The sequence below is a fragment of the Massilia consociata genome, assembly GCF_042432755.1.
GTDB classification, from domain to species: Bacteria; Pseudomonadota; Gammaproteobacteria; order Burkholderiales; family Burkholderiaceae_D; genus Telluria; species Telluria consociata.
The window spans coordinates 92,025-108,366 of record NZ_JBHLWP010000017.1 but is presented as its reverse complement, the minus strand read 5'-3'; the positions used below and the strand labels follow the sequence as shown (position 1 = coordinate 108,366).

Genomic DNA, 16,342 nt, shown 5'->3' with positions numbered 1-16,342 from the left:
TCATGGCAGTTTATTGAGGCAATTTGCCGGCTGCAACGTGCTGCAGCAGATCGGTGACCGACACCTGCAGCGTTTCGGCGATCGGCGCCGGATACAGGCCCATCCACAGGGTGGCGATGGCCAGCACGCCCAGCAGGGCGAACTCGCGGCCGTTCAGGTCGGTCAGTTCGGCGACGTTCTTGTTGCCGATCGGACCGAACACGACGCGCTTGACCATCCACAGCGAGTAGGCCGCGCCCAGGATCAGGGCGGTGCCGGCGAGCACGCCAGTCCAGAAGTTGAATTCGACTGCGCCCAGGATCACCATGAATTCGCCGATGAAGCCCGAGGTGGCCGGCAGGCCGGCGTTGGCCATCGAGAACAGCACGGCGAAGGCGGCGAACTTCGGCATCGTGTTGACGACGCCGCCGTAGTCGGCGATTTCACGCGAGTGGACGCGGTCGTACAGCACGCCGATGCACAGGAACATCGCGCCCGACACGAAGCCGTGCGAGATCGCCTGCATCAGGCCGCCCTGCACGCCCAGGTCGTTGAACATGAAGAAGCCCAGGGTGACGAAGCCCATGTGCGCGATCGACGAGTAGGCGACCAGTTTCTTCATGTCCTTCTGCACCATCGCCACCAGGCCGATGTAGATCACGGCGATCAGGGACAGGACGATGACCACCGGGGCCAGGTACTGCGAGGCGTCCGGGGTGATCGGCAGCGAGAAGCGCAGGAAACCGTATGCGCCCAGCTTCAGCATGATCGCGGCCAGCACCACGGAACCGCCGGTCGGCGCTTCCACGTGGGCGTCCGGCAGCCAGGTGTGCACCGGCCACATCGGGACCTTCACGGCGAAGGCCATGAAGAAGGCGATGAAGATCAGGATCTGCTCGTTCATCGTCAGCGGCAGGGCGTGCCACTTCAGGATGTCGAAGCTGCCCGAAGCGTTGTACAGGTAGATGATCGCGACCAGGGTCAGCAGCGAGCCGAAGAACGTGTACAGGAAGAACTTGAATGCTGCGTACACGCGGTTCGGGCCGCCGAACACACCGATGATGATGTACATCGGGATCAGGGTGGCTTCGAAGAAGAAGTAGAACAGCAGGCCGTCGAGCGCGGTGAACACGCCGATCATCAGGCCCGACAGGATCAGGAACGAGCCCATGTACTGGCCGATGCGCTCGTCGATCACCTGCCACGCCGCCAGCACCACGATGATGGTGATGAAGGCGGTCAGCGGCACGAACCACAGCGACAAACCGTCGACGCCCAGCGTGTAGAACACGTTGAAGCGCTCGATCCAGGCAGCGGTTTCATAGAACTGCATGCCGTGCGCGGTGCTGTCGAAGTTCGCGATCAGCGGCAGCGTCGGCAGCAGGCTGACGACGGCGCCGGCCAGGGACAGCATGCGCGTGAAACCGGCGTTCTTGTCGCGTCCCACGGCCAGCACGAGCAGGCCGAACAGGATCGGGAGCCAGATGGACAGGCTCAGGTAAGGTGGAAATGTAGAAATTGACTGCATCATTTTTCGCTTTTTCTTTTCGAGGCCTGATTAACCGCGCCAGAACGGGAAGAAGTACAGCAGGGCTCCCAGCACGCCGACGATCATCACGAACGCATAGTGGTAGATGTAACCCGTCTGGAAGGTACGGGTGATCGTCGAGAACCAGCCCACCAGGCGGGCAGAGCCGTTGACCATCAGGCCGTCGATCAGGCCGCGGTCGCCCACTTTCCACAGGCCGCCGCCCACCGCACGTGCGCCACCGGCGAACACGACGTCGTTGAACTTGTCCATGTAGTACTTGTTGTCCAGCAGGGTGTGCAGGAACTTGAACTTGGCATAGAACCAGGCCGGAACGCGCGGGTTGACCATGTAGCAGTAGTACGCCGCCGCCACGCCGGCCAGTGCCAGCCAGAACGGTGCGGTCTGGAAACCGTGCAGTACCATCGCCATCGGGCCGTGGAAGGCTTCGCTCAGGGTCGCCATCGCCGGGTGGCTCGGGTTGACCGTGATGACGCCCTTGAACAGGTCGCCATGCACCATCGGGCCGAGTGCCAGGTAGCCGATGATGACCGACGGGATCGCCAGCAGGATCAGCGGCACGGTCACCACCCACGGCGACTCGTGCGGCTTCTGGCCCGGGGCCAGGCCGTGATGGTGGTCGTGGCCGTGCTCTTCTTCATGGTGCGCGTCCGAATCGTGCAGCGCGTGCGGATCGCCCTTGCCTGCGGCGGCAACGTGCTGCTGGTGCGCATCGTGCGCATGGCTGTCGTGGCCATGGGCAGTGTGCCAGCGCTCTTCGCCGTGGAAGACCAGGAAGTACATGCGGAACGAGTAGAAGGCGGTCACGAACACGCCTGCCAGCACGGCGAAGTTGGCAAAGCCGGCGCCCGGGATGGTCGTTGCGTGCACGGCCTCGATGATCGAGTCCTTCGAGAAGAAGCCCGAGAAGAACGGGGTACCGATCAGGGCCAGCGAACCGAGCAGCGAGGTGATCCAGGTGATCGGCATGTACTTGCGCAGGCCGCCCATGTTGCGCATGTCCTGGTCGTGGTGCATGCCGATGATGACCGAGCCCGCGCCGAGGAACAGCAGCGCCTTGAAGAACGCGTGGGTCATCAGGTGGAACACGGCGACCGAGTAGGCCGAGGCGCCCAGCGCGACGGTCATGTAGCCCAGCTGGGAAAGCGTGGAATAAGCGACGACGCGCTTGATGTCGTTCTGGATGATGCCCAGGAAGCCCATGAACAGCGCGGTGATCGAACCGATGACGATCATGAAGCTCAGTGCGCCGTCCGACAGTTCGAACAGCGGCGACATGCGCGACACCATGAAGATGCCGGCGGTAACCATGGTTGCAGCGTGGATCAGCGCCGAGATCGGGGTCGGGCCTTCCATCGAGTCGGGCAGCCAGACGTGCAGCGGGAACTGCGCCGACTTGCCCATTGCGCCGATGAACAGGCAGATGCAGGCGGCGGTCAGGAGCGGCCAGCCGATGCCCGGCACGGTCATGCCGGCCAGCGTGTCGGCCTGGGCGAAGACTTCGGTGTACTGCATCGAACCCGATGCGGCCAGCAGCAGGCCGATACCGAGGATGAAGCCGAAGTCGCCCACGCGGTTGACCAGGAAGGCCTTCATGTTCGCGAAGATCGCGGTCGGGCGGGTGTACCAGAAGCCGATCAAGAGATACGAGACCAGGCCCACCGCTTCCCAGCCGAAGAACAGCTGCAGGAAGTTGTTGGACATGACCAGCATCAGCATCGCGAACGTGAACAGCGAGATGTACGAGAAGAAGCGGTTGTAGCCTTCGTCCTCGGCCATGTAGCCGATCGTGTAGATGTGGACCATCAGCGAGACGGACGTCACCACGCACATCATCACTGCCGACAGCATGTCGATCTGGAAGCCGACGGCCAGCTTGAGCGTGCCGACGGTCATCCAGGTATAGATGTCTTCATTGAAGACCGGTGCGCCGTCGAGCAGCGCCATCAGGGTCTGGACCGAGATGATCAGCGCGATCAGCACGCCCAGGATGGTCGCGGTGTGCGACACCTTGCGACCGACCACGTTGCCAAAGAACTTGGTACCGAGCAGGCCGGCGATTGCCGAACCTGCCAGCGGCGCCAGTGGCACCGCCAGTAACATTGAGGAAGAGAGTTGCCCCGCCATTGTTGAACCTTAATCGTTATTGTTTATCAAGCCGAGACCATCAGCCCTTCAGGCGGTCGAGGTCTTCCACATTGATCGTGTCCAGGTTACGGAACAGGACCACCAGGATCGCCAGGCCGATTGCTGCTTCGGCGGCCGCGACGGTCAGAATGAAGAACACGAAGATCTGTCCCGCCGCGTCTCCCAGGTAATGCGAGAATGCGACGAAGTTCAGGTTCACCGCCAGCAGCATCAGTTCGATGGCCATCAGCAGGATGATGATGTTCTTCCGGTTCAGGAAGATACCGATCACCGAGATCGCGAACAGGATCGCGCCCAGGATCAGGTAATGTGCGAGCGACAAAGTCATGGTGCCTCCTTCGGTGCGGCCGCTGCCTGCGCTGCCGCCTGTTCGGCAGCCGCTGCATCGATGGCGCGCTGGTTGACCGCATCCATCTTCACGATGCGCAGGCGGTCGTTACGCTTGACGCGGACGGCGAGGCCCGGGTCGATTGCTTTGGTGTCCCGGCGCTTGCGCAGGGTCAGGGCGACGGCTGCGATGATCGCCACCAGCAGGATCACGGCCGCGATCTCGAAGCCGTAGATGTACTGGGTGTAGATCAGCAGGCCCAGTTCCTTGGTACCGCCGATGTTCGCGGCGGCGGCTTCCGGCGACTGCTCGAAGCCGAGGAAACCCTGCCACAGGACGGCAGCCATCTCGAGCACGATCAGGGCGCCGATACCCGAGGCCAGCGGCAGGTAGCCCCAGAAGCCTTCGCGCATGCGGTCGATATTAATGTCGAGCATCATGACGACGAACAGGAACAGCACCATGACGGCGCCGACGTAGACCAGCACCAGCACGATGGCCAGGAACTCGGCCTTCAGCAGCATCCAGATGCCGGCCGCGTTGAAGAACGCGAGCACCAGGAACAACGCGGCGTGGACCGGGTTCTTGGTGGTGATGACGCGCAAGCTTGCCAGCACCATGATGGCCGCGAACACGTAGAACAAAGCAGTTGTAAATTCCATGACTTATAAGCCTCTTCTTATTGGCGGGCCATCAGCGATACTTCGCGTCCGCTTCGCGGGCGGCGGCGATATCGGCTTCGTAGCGGTCGCCCACGGCCAGCAGCATCTCTTTGGTGTAGTAGAGGTCGCCGCGTTTCTCGCCGTGGTATTCCAGCACGTGGGTTTCGACGATCGAGTCGACCGGGCACGATTCTTCGCAGAAGCCGCAGAAGATGCACTTGGTCAGGTCGATGTCGTAGCGCGTGGTGCGGCGGGTGCCGTCCTCGCGCTGGGCCGATTCGATCGTGATCGCCATCGCCGGGCACACGGCCTCGCACAGCTTGCACGCGATGCAGCGCTCTTCCCCGTTGGGGTAGCGGCGCAGGGCGTGCAGGCCGCGGAAGCGGTTGCCCATCGGCGTCTTCTCTTCCGGGTACTGGACCGTGATCTTGCGCGACAGCGCATACTTGCCGGTCAGGGCCAGGCCCTTGAAGAGTTCGGTCAGCATCAGGCTGCCGACAAATTCTTTAATCCGAGTCATTTTTCAGTGATTCCTTACCAGATATTCCACGGCGTCTGCATCCAGACTGCGACCACCACCAGCCAGAACAGCGTGATCGGAATGAAGATTTTCCAACCCAGGCGCATGATCTGATCATAGCGGTAGCGCGGGAAGGTGCCGCGAACCCAGATGAACAGCGAAACCAGCAGGAAGGTCTTCAGGAACAGCCAGAAGAAGCCACCCAGACCGCCGCCGATGTCCAGGAAACCGAACGGCGCCGACCAGCCGCCCAGGAACAGCAGCGATGCGGTCGTGGCGATCAGGATCATGTTGGCGTATTCGGCCAGCATGAACATCGCGTAGGACATGCCCGAGTACTCGACCATGTGGCCGGCCACGATTTCCGATTCACCTTCCACGACGTCGAACGGGTGGCGGTTGCACTCGGCCAGGCCGGAGGTCAGGTAGATCACGAACAGCGGCAGCAGCGGCAGCCAGTTCCACGACAGCAGGTTCAGGCCCATGTCCGCGAACATGCCGGCCTGCTGGCTGACGACGATGTCCGTCAGGTTCAGGCTGCCGGTCACCATCAGCACCACGACCAGCACGAAGCCCAGCGGGATTTCGTACGAGATCATCTGTGCCGAGGCGCGCATCGCACCCATGAAGGCGTACTTCGAGTTCGAGGCCCAGCCGGCGATGATGATGCCGTAGACTTCGATCGAGGTGATTGCCAGCAGCAGCAGCAGGCCGGCGTTCACGTTGGCCAGCGCGGCCTCCGGACCGAACGGGATCACCGACCAGGCGGCCAGCGCCGGCATGATGGTCATGATCGGACCAAGCACGAACAGGTTCGTGGTCGCCTTGGTCGGGACCACGATTTCCTTGAACAGCAGCTTGACCGCGTCGGCGATCGGCTGCAGCAGGCCGCCCGGACCCACGCGGTTCGGGCCCACGCGGATCTGGATCCAGCCGATCAGCTTGCGCTCCCACAGCGTCAGGTAGGCGACCAGGCCCATCAGGGGCAGCAGCACCACCAGGATCTTCATGAGGGTCCAGGCCAGCGGCCAGACCGGGCCGAGCAGGTCAGCCCCGCCGGCGTTTAGTGCATTGACGAAATCGGGCGTTGCCATTACTTGCCCTCCCCTGCTTTTTCAACCGCTTTTTCAACATTAATCGGACCGAACATCGCGCCAAGGGTGGCAACGGCCGGGTGGCCGGCAGCCACGCGCACTGCGTTCGACGGCAGGCGTGCGTCCACGTTGGCCACCAGAACGGCGCTGCCCGCGCCCTGCGACACGCGCACCAGGTCGCCGGCGTTCACGCCGATCTGCTCGGCAACCGCCTTCGACAGATTGACCAGCGGCGCGTTGGCGTCGGCGGTGCGCTGCAGCGGTTCCGAACGGCGCGACAGCGCGTCGGTGAAGTAGATCGGCACGTCGGTGACGCGCTCGAGCTGGCCGGCCGGGGCGTAGCTGCCTGCGGTCGGCGCCAGCTTGGCGACGTTGTTCAGCTTGCTGGAGAGGTCCAGGTTGCCCTTGCCGATGGCTTCGTCGCGGATCGATTCCGAAGTCTCGTAGTCGAAGCCCGACAGGCCCAGCAGGTTACCCAGCACGCGCAGCACTTTCCAGGCCGGACGGGTCTCGCCCAGCGGACGCACGGTGCCGTTGAAGCTCTGTGCGCGGCCTTCGCAGTTGACGAAGGTGCCGGCGGTCTCGCTGAACGGCGAGATCGGCAGCAGCACGTCGGCGAAGTCCATGCCGTGCTTGAAAGCCGACATGGCAACGACCATCTCGGCGCCGTCCAGGGCGGCCCTGGCCTGCTGCGGGTTGGCCGCATCCAGTTCCGGTTCCGCGTTCAGCAGCACATAGGCTTTCTTCGGCGTGGCGAAGGCGGCTTCGGTCTTGCCGGCGCCCTTGCCGGTTGCGCCGACGATGTAGCCGCCGACGGTGTTGGCCGCTTCGACGAAGTAGCCGAAGCTGCAGCCGGTCTGTTCGGCGATCCATTGCGCAGCGGCGTGGAGCTTCGATGCCTGCGGATGCTGCGCGGCGGCGTTACCCAGCAGGACGGCGCCCGGGGTATCGATGCCGACCAGGGTCGCCGCGATGCCCTTGGCGGCGGCGCCGGCTTCCACGTTCTCGAAACCTGCCGGAGCGGCAACGCCCTTGGCGGCTGCCACGGCGACGACCACTTCCGACAGCGCGGCCAGCCAGTCGCCCGGTGCGGCGATCAGCTTGTTTGCGACCGGCATCAAGAGCTCTTCGTCGGCCGCGTGCAGCATGGACAGCTTGGCGCCGCCCTTCGTGGCCTGGCGCAGGCGCGTCGCGACCAGCGGATGGTCCTTGCGCAGGAACGAGCCAATGACGAAGGCGCGCTTGAGCTTGGAGATGTCCGCGATCGGCATGCCCAGCCACGGGGTAACCTGGCCGTCCAGCGCGAAGTCGGTCTGGCGCAGGCGGAACTCGATGTTGTCCGAACCCAGGCCGCGCACGGTCTTGTTCAGCAGGTACAGTTCTTCCAGCGTCGAGTGCGCGGTGGCGACAGCGGCGATGCTGTCGGCGCCGTGCTCGTGGCGGATGTTACGCAGGCCGTGGGCCACGTATTCCAGCGCGGTCTGCCAGTCGGTGTCGATCCATTTGCCGTCCTGCTTGATCATCGGGTTGACCAAGCGGTCGGCATTGTCCAGCGCCTCGTACGAGAAGCGGTCCTTGTCCGACAGCCAGCATTCGTTGATGGCTTCGTTTTCCAGCGGCAGCACGCGCATGACCTTGCCGCCCTTGACCTGGACGATCAGGTTCGAGCCGAGCGAGTCGTGCGGCGAGACCGACTTGCGGCGCTGCAGTTCCCACGGACGTGCCGAGAAGCGGAACGGCTTGCTGGTGAGCGCGCCGACCGGGCACAGGTCGATCATGTTGCCCGATACTTCCGAGTCCACGGTCTTGCCAACGAAGGTGGTGATCTCCGAGTGCTCGCCGCGGCCGACCATGCCGAATTCCATGACGCCGGCCACTTCCTGGCCGAAGCGCACGCAGCGGGTGCACTGGATGCAGCGGGTCATCTCTTCCATCGAGATGAGCGGGCCGGCTTCCTTCGGCGCCACGACACGCTTTTCTTCGGCATAGCGCGAGTTGCCCTTGCCGTAGCCGACGGCCAGGTCCTGCAGCTGGCATTCGCCGCCCTGGTCGCAGATCGGGCAATCCAGCGGGTGGTTAATGAGGAGGAACTCCATCACCGACTTCTGCGCCTGCACGGCCTTGTCGCTGTGGGTGCGCACGATCATGCCCGGCGAGACCGGAGTCGCGCAGGCGGGCAGCGGCTTCGGCGCCTTCTCCACCTCGACCAGGCACATGCGGCAGTTCGCTGCGATCGACAGTTTCTTGTGATAGCAGAAGTGCGGGATGTAGGTCCCGAGTTTGTTTGCGGCGTCCATCACCATGGAACCTGGTGCGACTTCGACTTTCTTGCCGTCTAATTCAATTTCAACCATTTGATCGTTACCTGACCTGGTTTAAAGGTAAGTGGGCACGAGGCAGTGCTTGTGCTCGATGTGATATTCGAACTCCTCGCGGAAGTTCTTGATCATCGCTTCCACCGGCATTGCCGCGGCATCGCCGAGCGCGCAGATGGTGCGGCCCTTGATGTTGCCCGCGATGTTGTTCAGCAGATCCATGTCTTCCGGACGGCCCTGGCCGTTCTCGATACGGTGGACCATGCGGTACATCCAGCCGGTGCCTTCACGGCACGGCGTGCACTGGCCGCAGGATTCTTCGTAGTAGAAGTACGACAGGCGCAGCAGCGACTTGACCATGCAGCGCGTCTCGTCCATGACGATCACGGCGCCCGAGCCCAGCATCGAGCCGGCCTTGGCGATCGAGTCGTAGTCGAGGTCGGTGTCCATCATGACCTCGCCGCGGATCACCGGCGCCGACGAGCCGCCCGGGATCACGGCCTTGATCTTCTTGCCGCCGCGCATGCCGCCGGCCAGCTCCATCAGCTTGGCGAACGGGGTGCCCAGCGGGACTTCGTAGTTGCCCGGACGCTCGACGTCGCCCGAGATCGAGAAGATCTTGGTGCCGCCGTTGTTCGGCTTGCCGAGGCCCATGTAGTTTTCCGGGCCCAGGTTCAGAATGAACGGGACGGCCGCGAAGGTCTCGGTGTTGTTGATCGTGGTCGGCTTGCCGTACAGGCCGAACGAGGCCGGGAACGGCGGCTTGAAGCGTGGCTGGCCCTTCTTGCCTTCCAGCGATTCGAGCAGCGCGGTCTCTTCACCGCAAATGTAGGCGCCGTAGCCGTGGTGCGCGTGCAGCTGGAACGAGAAGTCCGAACCCATGATGCGGTCGCCCAGGAAGCCGGCGGCGCGCGCCTCTTCCAGCGCTTCTTCGAAGCGCAGGTATTCCTGGAAGATCTCGCCGTGGATGTAGTTGTAGCCCACGGTGATGCCCATCGCGTAGGCGCCGATGGCCATGCCTTCGATCAGCGCGTGCGGGTTGTAGCGGATGATGTCGCGGTCCTTGAACGTGCCCGGTTCGCCTTCGTCGGTGTTGCAGACGAGGTATTTCTGGCCCGGGTACTGGCGCGGCATGAAGCTCCACTTCAGGCCGGTCGGGAAACCGGCGCCGCCGCGGCCGCGCAGACCCGATGCCTTCATGTCGGCGATGATCTGTTCCGGCGTGATCTTTTCTTCCAGGATGCGGCGCAGCGCCGAGTAGCCGCCACGCTTGACGTAGTCGGCCAGGCGCCAGTTGTCGCCGTTCAGGTCCTTGAGGATCAGCGGGTTGATGTGACGGTCGTGCAGGCTGGTCATTTGTTCAGTTCCTCAAGCAGGGCGTCGATCTTCTCGTCGCTCATGAACGAGCACATGCGGTGGTTATTCACCAGCATCACCGGTGCGTCGCCGCAGGCGCCCATGCACTCGCCTTCGACCAGGGTGAACTTGCCGTCGGCGGTGGTTTCACGGTAGTCGATGCCCAGTGCATCCTTGATGCGCTGGCCGGCGCGTTCGCCGCCCGACAGCGCGCACGGCAGGTTGGTGCACACGGTGATCTTGTGCTGGCCGACCGGCTTGATGTTGTACATGTTGTAGAAGGTCGCCACTTCCTGCACGGCGATCGCCGGCATGCCGATGTAGTCGGCGATTTCCTGCATGGTCTCTGGCGACAGCCAGCCCAGTTCGACCTGGGCGTGGGCCAGCGAGGCCATCACGGCCGACTGGCGTTGATCGGCTGGATACTTGGCCAGCTCACGATCGATTTTCTTGTAGCATTCCTGCGATAACATAATCTTTCTTGCCCTCTTAGCGAACGTGAGCGTTACCTGTCGATACTGCCGAACACGATGTCCTGGGTGCCGATGATGGCCACGGCGTCGGCAATCATGTGGCCGCGCGCCATTTCGTCCAGGCTCTGCAGGTGGACATAGTCCGGAGTGCGGATCTTCAGGCGGTACGGCTTGTTGGCGCCATCCGACACGATGTAGATGCCGAACTCGCCCTTCGGGTGCTCGATGGCCGCATAGGCTTCGCCTTCCGGCACGTGGAAGCCTTCGGTGAACAGCTTGAAGTGGTGGATCAGCGATTCCATGTTGGACTTCATGTCCATGCGCTTCGGCGGCACGATCTTGTAGTTGTCGATCATGACCGGACCCTGGTTGACCTTCAGCCAGGCGATGCACTGCTTGATGATGCGGTTCGACTGGCGCATTTCTTCCATGCGCACCAGGTAGCGGTCGTACGAGTCGCCGTTGGTGCCGACCGGGATGTCGAAGTCGAGGTTCGCATAGGCCGCGTACGGCTGGGTCTTGCGCAGGTCCCAGGCGATGCCCGAGCCGCGCAGCATCGGGCCGGTGAAGCCCATCGCCTTCGCGTCTTCCGGCGTCACCACGCCGATGCCGACCGTACGCTGCTTCCAGATACGGTTATCGGTCAGCAGGGTCTCGTATTCGTCGACATAGGTGTCGAAGCGCTTGGTGAAGGCTTCGATGAAGTCGAGCACCGAACCCTGGCGGTCGGCGTTCAGGTCGTCGATGGCCTTCTTCGAGCGGATCGGCGATTCCTTGTGCTGCGGCATGCGGTCAGGCAGGTCGCGGTACACGCCGCCCGGGCGGTAGTAGGCCGCGTGCATGCGCGCGCCCGAGACGGCCTCGTACACGTCGAACAGGTCTTCGCGGTCGCGGAAGGCGTACAGGAACGGGCCCATGGCGCCGATGTCGAGCGCGTGCGCGCCCAGCCACATCAGGTGGTTCAGGATGCGGGTGATCTCGTCGAACATCGTACGGATGTACTGCGCGCGGATCGGCGCTTCGATGCCCAGCAGCTTCTCGACCGCCAGCACGTAGCCGTGCTCGTTGCACATCATCGACACGTAGTCCAGGCGGTCCATGTACGGGACCGATTGCAGGTAGGTGCGGGTCTCGGCCAGCTTTTCGGTGCCGCGGTGCAGCAGGCCGATGTGCGGGTCGGCGCGCTGGATGACTTCGCCGTCCAGTTCCAGCACGAGGCGCAGCACGCCGTGTGCGGACGGGTGCTGCGGACCAAAGTTCAGGGTGTAATTCTTAAGCTCAGCCATTATTTCGTCCCGTAGGTTTCTTCGCGGATCACGCGCGGGATGTTCTCGCGCGGTTCGATCGTTACCGGTTGGTAGATCACGCGTTTCTGTTCAGGGTCGTAGCGCATTTCGACGTAGCCCGTGATCGGGAAGTCCTTGCGGAACGGGTGGCCGATGAAGCCGTAGTCGGTCAGGATGCGGCGCAGGTCGCCGTGGCCGTCGAACAGGATGCCGAACAGGTCGAACGCTTCGCGCTCGAACCAGTTGGCGGCGCGCCAGATCGGGGTGATCGACTCGAGCAGCGGCATGTCGTCGTCCGGGCAGAACACGCGCACGCGGACACGCCAGTTGTGCTCGAGCGAGAGCAGGTGGACGACGACCGCGAAGCGCGCGCCGTCCCAGGTGCCTTCCCCATATTGGGAATAGTCGACGCCGCACAAGTCGATCATTTCTTCGAAGCGAAGAGACGGGTCGTCGCGCAGGGTCTGCATCGCCTTGATGTAGTCGGCGGCCTTGACCACCACAGTCACTTCGCCCAGCGCCGAGCTAATGGCGGCGCCCTCGCCCAGTGCTTTTTTCAGGGCGAGTTCGAGAGTTTCGAGTTTTGTCGTCATGATGAATCGCTGGTTTTTAGCGCGCGATGGTATTGGTGCGCTTGATCTTGTTTTGCAGCTGCAAAATGCCGTACAGCAGGGCCTCTGCGGTCGGTGGGCATCCCGGAACGTAGACGTCGACCGGAACGATGCGGTCGCAGCCGCGCACCACCGAGTACGAATAGTGGTAGTAGCCGCCGCCGTTGGCGCAGGAGCCCATCGAGATCACCCAGCGCGGCTCGGCCATCTGGTCGTACACCTTGCGCAGCGCGGGAGCCATCTTGTTGCACAGCGTGCCGGCGACGATCATCACGTCGGACTGGCGCGGCGACGGGCGGAACACAATGCCAAAACGGTCGAGATCGTAGCGGGCTGCGCCCACATGCATCATCTCGACCGCGCAGCATGCCAGGCCGAACGTCATCGGGAACATCGATCCCGTGCGCGCCCAGTTGATCAGCTTATCGGCTGTGGTGGTAATGAAACCTTCGTTTAATACGCCTTCAATTGCCATGGCTTATTCCCAATCAAGGGCACCTTTCTTCCAGATGTACCAGAAGCCCACGACGAATTCGGCGATGAACACCATCATCGTGATGAAACCGGTCCAGCCCAGTTCGCGCATCGAGACGCCCCATGGGAAGAAGAATGCCGTTTCCAGATCAAACAAAATAAACAGGATCGCCACCAGGTAGTAGCGAACGTCGAACTTCATGCGCGCATCTTCGAAAGCCTCGAAGCCGCATTCATACGGGGACAACTTGGCCGCGTCGGGGCGGTGCGGGCCGAGCAGGCGGCCGAGCACCTGCGGAGCGACGCCGACGCCGACACCAACCAGGATAAAGAGAAGAACGGGGAAATAACTTTCGAGGTTCACGTGAAGCCTACTTGAACGATCGGTTAATGAAACACTGCAGGGCTGCAGCTCCGAATCGCGCGAACCTGGCTGGATGACCTCGAACAACCTGCTGCGCCCTGCACTGTCGAACCAGGCCAGGCTGCAATCCCCGGCGCACGACCCGCACAACGCGCTTCGCGACCGACAATGCGGTCGCTTGCGATGGTTTTCAAGATCCCCGATGGTTGCCACCAGGACCGTACGACTGATCCTCGTAAAAAAGCCAGCTCAGGCAGGAGAGCGATCGCTCATGCGCCCTAGCTGGCTCTTTCATATCTTGGTGCCGACGGCGAGACTCGAACTCGCACAGCTTTCGCCACTACCCCCTCAAGATAGCGTGTCTACCAATTTCACCACGTCGGCTGGAGACCAGTATTTTACCCTGCCTTAGCACTACTTTTCAATGCACAAATTGCGCTATCACAAGGAATTTTCGCAATTTTTCAACTATTTGATCTTGCCAAACAATCTTTACAGCTTGATCAGTGCGTCGAAGGCCAGTGCCGGCCGGGCTACAGGAGAAACACAGCCCGTTGCGAGCCGCATTCTACCGCTAATCGCGAACGGGCGTACGATACCCGACGGATTTACTTCTACTACTTTTACGACCTGTTACTTCTTACTTGGTGGCCGGGGCCGGAACTGCCGGAGCGGCAGCCGGCGCGTCGGCGGCCGGGGCGGTCGACGGCGCCGGGTTCGAGACGCCAGGCGTCTGCGGGATATCGTTCACCGGGACGGCCGGTGCAGTGGCCGGGCCGGCGTTCGGGCCGGCGCCCGGCACGTCGCTCGGGATGCCGGTAGCCGGCGCTTGCGACGACGGCACGGTCACGCGCTCCATCACGCCGCCATCGATGCCGGCGGTACGATTATTGGTGATGTAGGCCAGCGCCAGGGTCGACGCGAAGAAGATCGCGGCGGCAAAGGCGGTCGACTTCGACAGGAAGTTCGACGAGCCCGAGGCGCCGAACAGGCTGCCCGAGGCGCCGGAGCCGAAGGCAGCGCCCATGTCGGCGCCCTTGCCGTGCTGGACCAGCACCAGGCCGATGATGGCCAGGGCCGAGATAACCTGCACGACAATAATCAGATTGAACATGGTGTTCATTGCAATTCCATTCCCAAGTTAACGACGTTGTAGATGCTTTTTGATTCTTGTTTCTTGTTGCTGTACTGCGGTGCTGCACGACTGCTGCACGACTACTGCATGCCGCGCGGCCTTGCCGCGCGGCGTTGCCATACTCTTTTTACTGCGTCTTTGTACTGCGCTTTTTACTGCGCGGCACGGATGATCGCGAGGAAATCCGCCGCCTTCAGTGCTGCGCCGCCGATCAGGCCGCCATCGATGTCCGGCTGCGCCATCAGGTCCGCCGCATTATCCGGCTTCATGCTGCCGCCGTACAGGACCAATACGGTTTGCGCCGCCTCGGCGTTGCAGGCGCGCAGCTTCTCGCGCACGGCGGCATGCACTTCCTGGGCCATCGCCGGAGTCGCGGTCTTGCCGGTGCCGATCGCCCACACCGGTTCGTAGGCGATGACCAGCTTCGCCACCGCGTCCGGGCCGACCAGTTCCAGCACGGCGTCGAGCTGGGCATTGACCACGTCCATGGTCTGCCCCGCTTCGCGCTGCTCGAGCGTTTCGCCGACGCAGACGATCGGGGTCAGGCCCGACTCCAGCGCGGCTTTCGCCTTCTTCGCCACCAGTTCGTTCGTCTCGCCGTGGTAGGCGCGGCGCTCGGAATGGCCGACGATCACGTAGCGGCAGCCGAAATCCTGCAGCATCGACATGCACACTTCACCAGTATAGGCGCCGACCGGATGGCAGGACACGTCCTGCGCACCCCAGGCCACCGGGCTGTCCTGCAACAGATCCTGGCATTGGTACAGGTAGGGAGCGGGGACGCACACCGCGCAAGCGGCTTTGGCGTCGGCGAGACCTTCAAGGATACCGGTCAGGAGCGAGGCGTTGGCCGCGCGGCTGCCGTTCATTTTCCAGTTACCTACGACGAGTTTGGGACGCATAGAACCCCATCATTAAATTAACCCGCTATTCTAGCGGTCGAATATGTGGCGGTCAAACAATGACTGGGCCTTGCCCAGGCCTTGCCGGCTGCCACTTCCCTTTTTGATTCAATCTGTTAGCGCAGCGCTGCTCAGTTGACGCTCAGTGCCCGGCAACTTCCAGCACGATCTTGCCCACGTGCGTGCTCGACTCCATCAGCGCATGCGCCTCGGCGGCCTGGGCCAGCGGGAAACTGCGGTAGATGACCGGCTTGAGTGTGCCCTGTCCGAACAACGGCCATACGCGTTCGCGCAAGCTGCGCGCGATCGCGGCCTTGAACGCGACCGGGCGCGGGCGCAGGGTCGAGCCGCTGATCGTCAGGCGCCGCCGCAGGACCTGACCCATGTCGATCTCGGCCCTGGCGCCGCCGAGCAGCGCGATGAGGGCGATGCGGCCGTCGTCGGCCAGGCAGTCGATTTCGCGCGGGAGGTAGTCGCCGCCGACCATGTCGAGGATCACGTCCACGCCCTTCCCGCCCGTCGATGCCTTCACGACGGCCGCGAAGTCCTCGCTGCGGTAGTTGATGCCGCGTTCGGCGCCGAGCGCCTCGCAGGCGCGGCATTTTTCGTCCGTCCCGGCGGTGGCGAACACGCGGTGGCCGAGCGCGGCGGCGAGCTGGATCGCGGTGACGCCGATGCCCGAGCTGCCGCCCTGCACCAGCAGCGTTTCGCCGGGCGACAGGCGGGCGCGGTCGAACACATTTGACCAGACGGTAAAAAATGTCTCCGGCAGCGAGGCGGCCTCCAGCGGGCTCAGTCCGGCCGGGATCGGCAGGCATTGCTCGACCGGCGCCGTGCAGTACTCGGCATAGCCGCCGCCCTGCACCAGTGCGCAGACCATGTCGCCCCTGGCGAAGCCGGCGGCGGCGAAGTCGCCGCCGACGATCTCGCCGGCCACTTCCAGGCCCGGCAGGTCGGAGGCACCGGGCGGCACCGGGTATTTACCGAGGCGCTGCAGTACGTCCGGCCGGTTGATGCCGGCCGCGTGCACCTTGACCAGCACTTCGCCGGCCTTCGGCACCGGCACCGGGCGTTCGCACAGCTGCAGGACCTCCGGTTTGCCCGGCTGCGTGATTTCGATGGCGCGCATGGATGCTCCCGTGTTAC

General features: G+C 63.2%; 16 protein-coding genes and 1 tRNA gene. All 17 read right to left on the bottom strand.

Annotation, left to right across the window (positions count from 1 at the left end; all coding sequences use genetic code 11):
- Positions 1-10: 10 nt before the first annotated feature.
- The 17 genes from ACFFJK_RS19025 to ACFFJK_RS18945 all read right to left on the bottom strand — a co-directional run bounded on the left by ACFFJK_RS19025 (position 11) and on the right by ACFFJK_RS18945 (position 16,325).
- A complete protein-coding gene (locus ACFFJK_RS19025) occupies positions 11-1,510 on the bottom strand; it encodes an NADH-quinone oxidoreductase subunit M (protein WP_379681217.1) in 1,500 nt (499 codons plus the stop codon).
- 27 nt (positions 1,511-1,537) lie between these two features.
- Positions 1,538-3,655: an NADH-quinone oxidoreductase subunit L gene (gene nuoL / locus ACFFJK_RS19020; RefSeq protein ID WP_379681216.1), complete on the bottom strand. Its 2,118-nt coding sequence runs from the start codon at positions 3,653-3,655 to the stop codon at positions 1,538-1,540.
- A 40-nt stretch (positions 3,656-3,695) separates the two neighbouring features.
- Positions 3,696-4,004: an NADH-quinone oxidoreductase subunit NuoK gene (gene nuoK / locus ACFFJK_RS19015; protein ID WP_379681215.1), complete on the bottom strand. Its 309-nt coding sequence runs from the start codon at positions 4,002-4,004 to the stop codon at positions 3,696-3,698.
- Positions 4,001-4,666, bottom strand: coding sequence for an NADH-quinone oxidoreductase subunit J (locus ACFFJK_RS19010; protein ID WP_379681213.1), 666 nt, complete (start codon positions 4,664-4,666; stop codon positions 4,001-4,003). The genes nuoK and ACFFJK_RS19010 overlap by 4 nt, the downstream gene beginning before the upstream one ends.
- 31 nt (positions 4,667-4,697) lie before the next feature.
- On the bottom strand, positions 4,698-5,186 hold the full coding sequence (gene nuoI, locus ACFFJK_RS19005; RefSeq protein WP_379681212.1) for an NADH-quinone oxidoreductase subunit NuoI: 489 nt from the start codon (positions 5,184-5,186) through the stop codon (positions 4,698-4,700).
- A 14-nt stretch (positions 5,187-5,200) separates the two neighbouring features.
- A complete protein-coding gene (nuoH, locus tag ACFFJK_RS19000) occupies positions 5,201-6,280 on the bottom strand; it encodes an NADH-quinone oxidoreductase subunit NuoH (protein ID WP_379681211.1) in 1,080 nt (359 codons plus the stop codon).
- Positions 6,280-8,634, bottom strand: coding sequence for an NADH-quinone oxidoreductase subunit NuoG (nuoG, locus tag ACFFJK_RS18995; protein ID WP_379681210.1), 2,355 nt, complete (start codon positions 8,632-8,634; stop codon positions 6,280-6,282). The genes nuoH and nuoG overlap by 1 nt, the downstream gene beginning before the upstream one ends.
- Positions 8,635-8,655: 21 nt before the next feature.
- Positions 8,656-9,951 (bottom strand): NADH-quinone oxidoreductase subunit NuoF, encoded by a 1,296-nt coding sequence (gene nuoF / locus ACFFJK_RS18990; protein ID WP_379681209.1) that lies wholly within the window; start codon positions 9,949-9,951, stop codon positions 8,656-8,658.
- Positions 9,948-10,424: an NADH-quinone oxidoreductase subunit NuoE gene (nuoE, locus tag ACFFJK_RS18985; RefSeq protein ID WP_379681207.1), complete on the bottom strand. Its 477-nt coding sequence runs from the start codon at positions 10,422-10,424 to the stop codon at positions 9,948-9,950. The genes nuoF and nuoE overlap by 4 nt, the downstream gene beginning before the upstream one ends.
- Positions 10,425-10,456: 32 nt before the next feature.
- Positions 10,457-11,710, bottom strand: a complete 1,254-nt coding sequence (locus tag ACFFJK_RS18980; protein WP_379681205.1) for an NADH-quinone oxidoreductase subunit D — start codon at positions 11,708-11,710, stop codon at positions 10,457-10,459.
- On the bottom strand, positions 11,710-12,303 hold the full coding sequence (locus ACFFJK_RS18975; protein WP_379681204.1) for an NADH-quinone oxidoreductase subunit C: 594 nt from the start codon (positions 12,301-12,303) through the stop codon (positions 11,710-11,712). The genes ACFFJK_RS18980 and ACFFJK_RS18975 overlap by 1 nt, the downstream gene beginning before the upstream one ends.
- Positions 12,304-12,319: 16 nt before the next feature.
- Entirely contained in the window at positions 12,320-12,796 is a 477-nt protein-coding gene (locus ACFFJK_RS18970) for a NuoB/complex I 20 kDa subunit family protein (RefSeq protein ID WP_036249088.1), read from the bottom strand.
- Between the two features lie 3 nt (positions 12,797-12,799).
- On the bottom strand, positions 12,800-13,159 hold the full coding sequence (locus tag ACFFJK_RS18965; protein ID WP_379681202.1) for an NADH-quinone oxidoreductase subunit A: 360 nt from the start codon (positions 13,157-13,159) through the stop codon (positions 12,800-12,802).
- Between the two features lie 299 nt (positions 13,160-13,458).
- Positions 13,459-13,543, bottom strand: a tRNA-Leu gene (locus ACFFJK_RS18960).
- Positions 13,544-13,799: 256 nt separating this feature from the next.
- Positions 13,800-14,282, bottom strand: a complete 483-nt coding sequence (gene secG / locus ACFFJK_RS18955) for a preprotein translocase subunit SecG (RefSeq protein ID WP_379681201.1) — start codon at positions 14,280-14,282, stop codon at positions 13,800-13,802.
- Positions 14,283-14,446: 164 nt separating this feature from the next.
- Positions 14,447-15,196, bottom strand: coding sequence for a triose-phosphate isomerase (gene tpiA / locus ACFFJK_RS18950; protein ID WP_379681199.1), 750 nt, complete (start codon positions 15,194-15,196; stop codon positions 14,447-14,449).
- A 142-nt stretch (positions 15,197-15,338) separates the two neighbouring features.
- Positions 15,339-16,325, bottom strand: a complete 987-nt coding sequence (locus ACFFJK_RS18945; RefSeq protein WP_379681198.1) for an NAD(P)H-quinone oxidoreductase — start codon at positions 16,323-16,325, stop codon at positions 15,339-15,341.
- Positions 16,326-16,342 lie beyond the last annotated feature (17 nt).

What these genes read in the sequence shown, in the direction of transcription:
- nuoI (WP_379681212.1), bottom strand. Translation starts at nt 5,186, where the DNA reads ATGACTCGGATTAAAGAATTTGTCGGCAGCCTGATGCTGACCGAACTC.
- tpiA (WP_379681199.1), bottom strand. Translation starts at nt 15,196, where the DNA reads ATGCGTCCCAAACTCGTCGTAGGTAACTGGAAAATGAACGGCAGCCGC.
- nuoL (WP_379681216.1), bottom strand. Translation starts at nt 3,655, where the DNA reads ATGGCGGGGCAACTCTCTTCCTCAATGTTACTGGCGGTGCCACTGGCG.
- ACFFJK_RS19025 (WP_379681217.1), bottom strand. Translation starts at nt 1,510, where the DNA reads ATGATGCAGTCAATTTCTACATTTCCACCTTACCTGAGCCTGTCCATC.
- secG (WP_379681201.1), bottom strand. Translation starts at nt 14,282, where the DNA reads ATGAACACCATGTTCAATCTGATTATTGTCGTGCAGGTTATCTCGGCC.
- nuoG (WP_379681210.1), bottom strand. Translation starts at nt 8,634, where the DNA reads ATGGTTGAAATTGAATTAGACGGCAAGAAAGTCGAAGTCGCACCAGGT.
- ACFFJK_RS18975 (WP_379681204.1), bottom strand. Translation starts at nt 12,303, where the DNA reads ATGACGACAAAACTCGAAACTCTCGAACTCGCCCTGAAAAAAGCACTG.
- nuoK (WP_379681215.1), bottom strand. Translation starts at nt 4,004, where the DNA reads ATGACTTTGTCGCTCGCACATTACCTGATCCTGGGCGCGATCCTGTTC.
- nuoE (WP_379681207.1), bottom strand. Translation starts at nt 10,424, where the DNA reads ATGTTATCGCAGGAATGCTACAAGAAAATCGATCGTGAGCTGGCCAAG.
- ACFFJK_RS18970 (WP_036249088.1), bottom strand. Translation starts at nt 12,796, where the DNA reads ATGGCAATTGAAGGCGTATTAAACGAAGGTTTCATTACCACCACAGCC.
- ACFFJK_RS18945 (WP_379681198.1), bottom strand. Translation starts at nt 16,325, where the DNA reads ATGCGCGCCATCGAAATCACGCAGCCGGGCAAACCGGAGGTCCTGCAG.
- ACFFJK_RS19010 (WP_379681213.1), bottom strand. Translation starts at nt 4,666, where the DNA reads ATGGAATTTACAACTGCTTTGTTCTACGTGTTCGCGGCCATCATGGTG.
- nuoH (WP_379681211.1), bottom strand. Translation starts at nt 6,280, where the DNA reads ATGGCAACGCCCGATTTCGTCAATGCACTAAACGCCGGCGGGGCTGAC.
- nuoF (WP_379681209.1), bottom strand. Translation starts at nt 9,951, where the DNA reads ATGACCAGCCTGCACGACCGTCACATCAACCCGCTGATCCTCAAGGAC.
- ACFFJK_RS18980 (WP_379681205.1), bottom strand. Translation starts at nt 11,710, where the DNA reads ATGGCTGAGCTTAAGAATTACACCCTGAACTTTGGTCCGCAGCACCCG.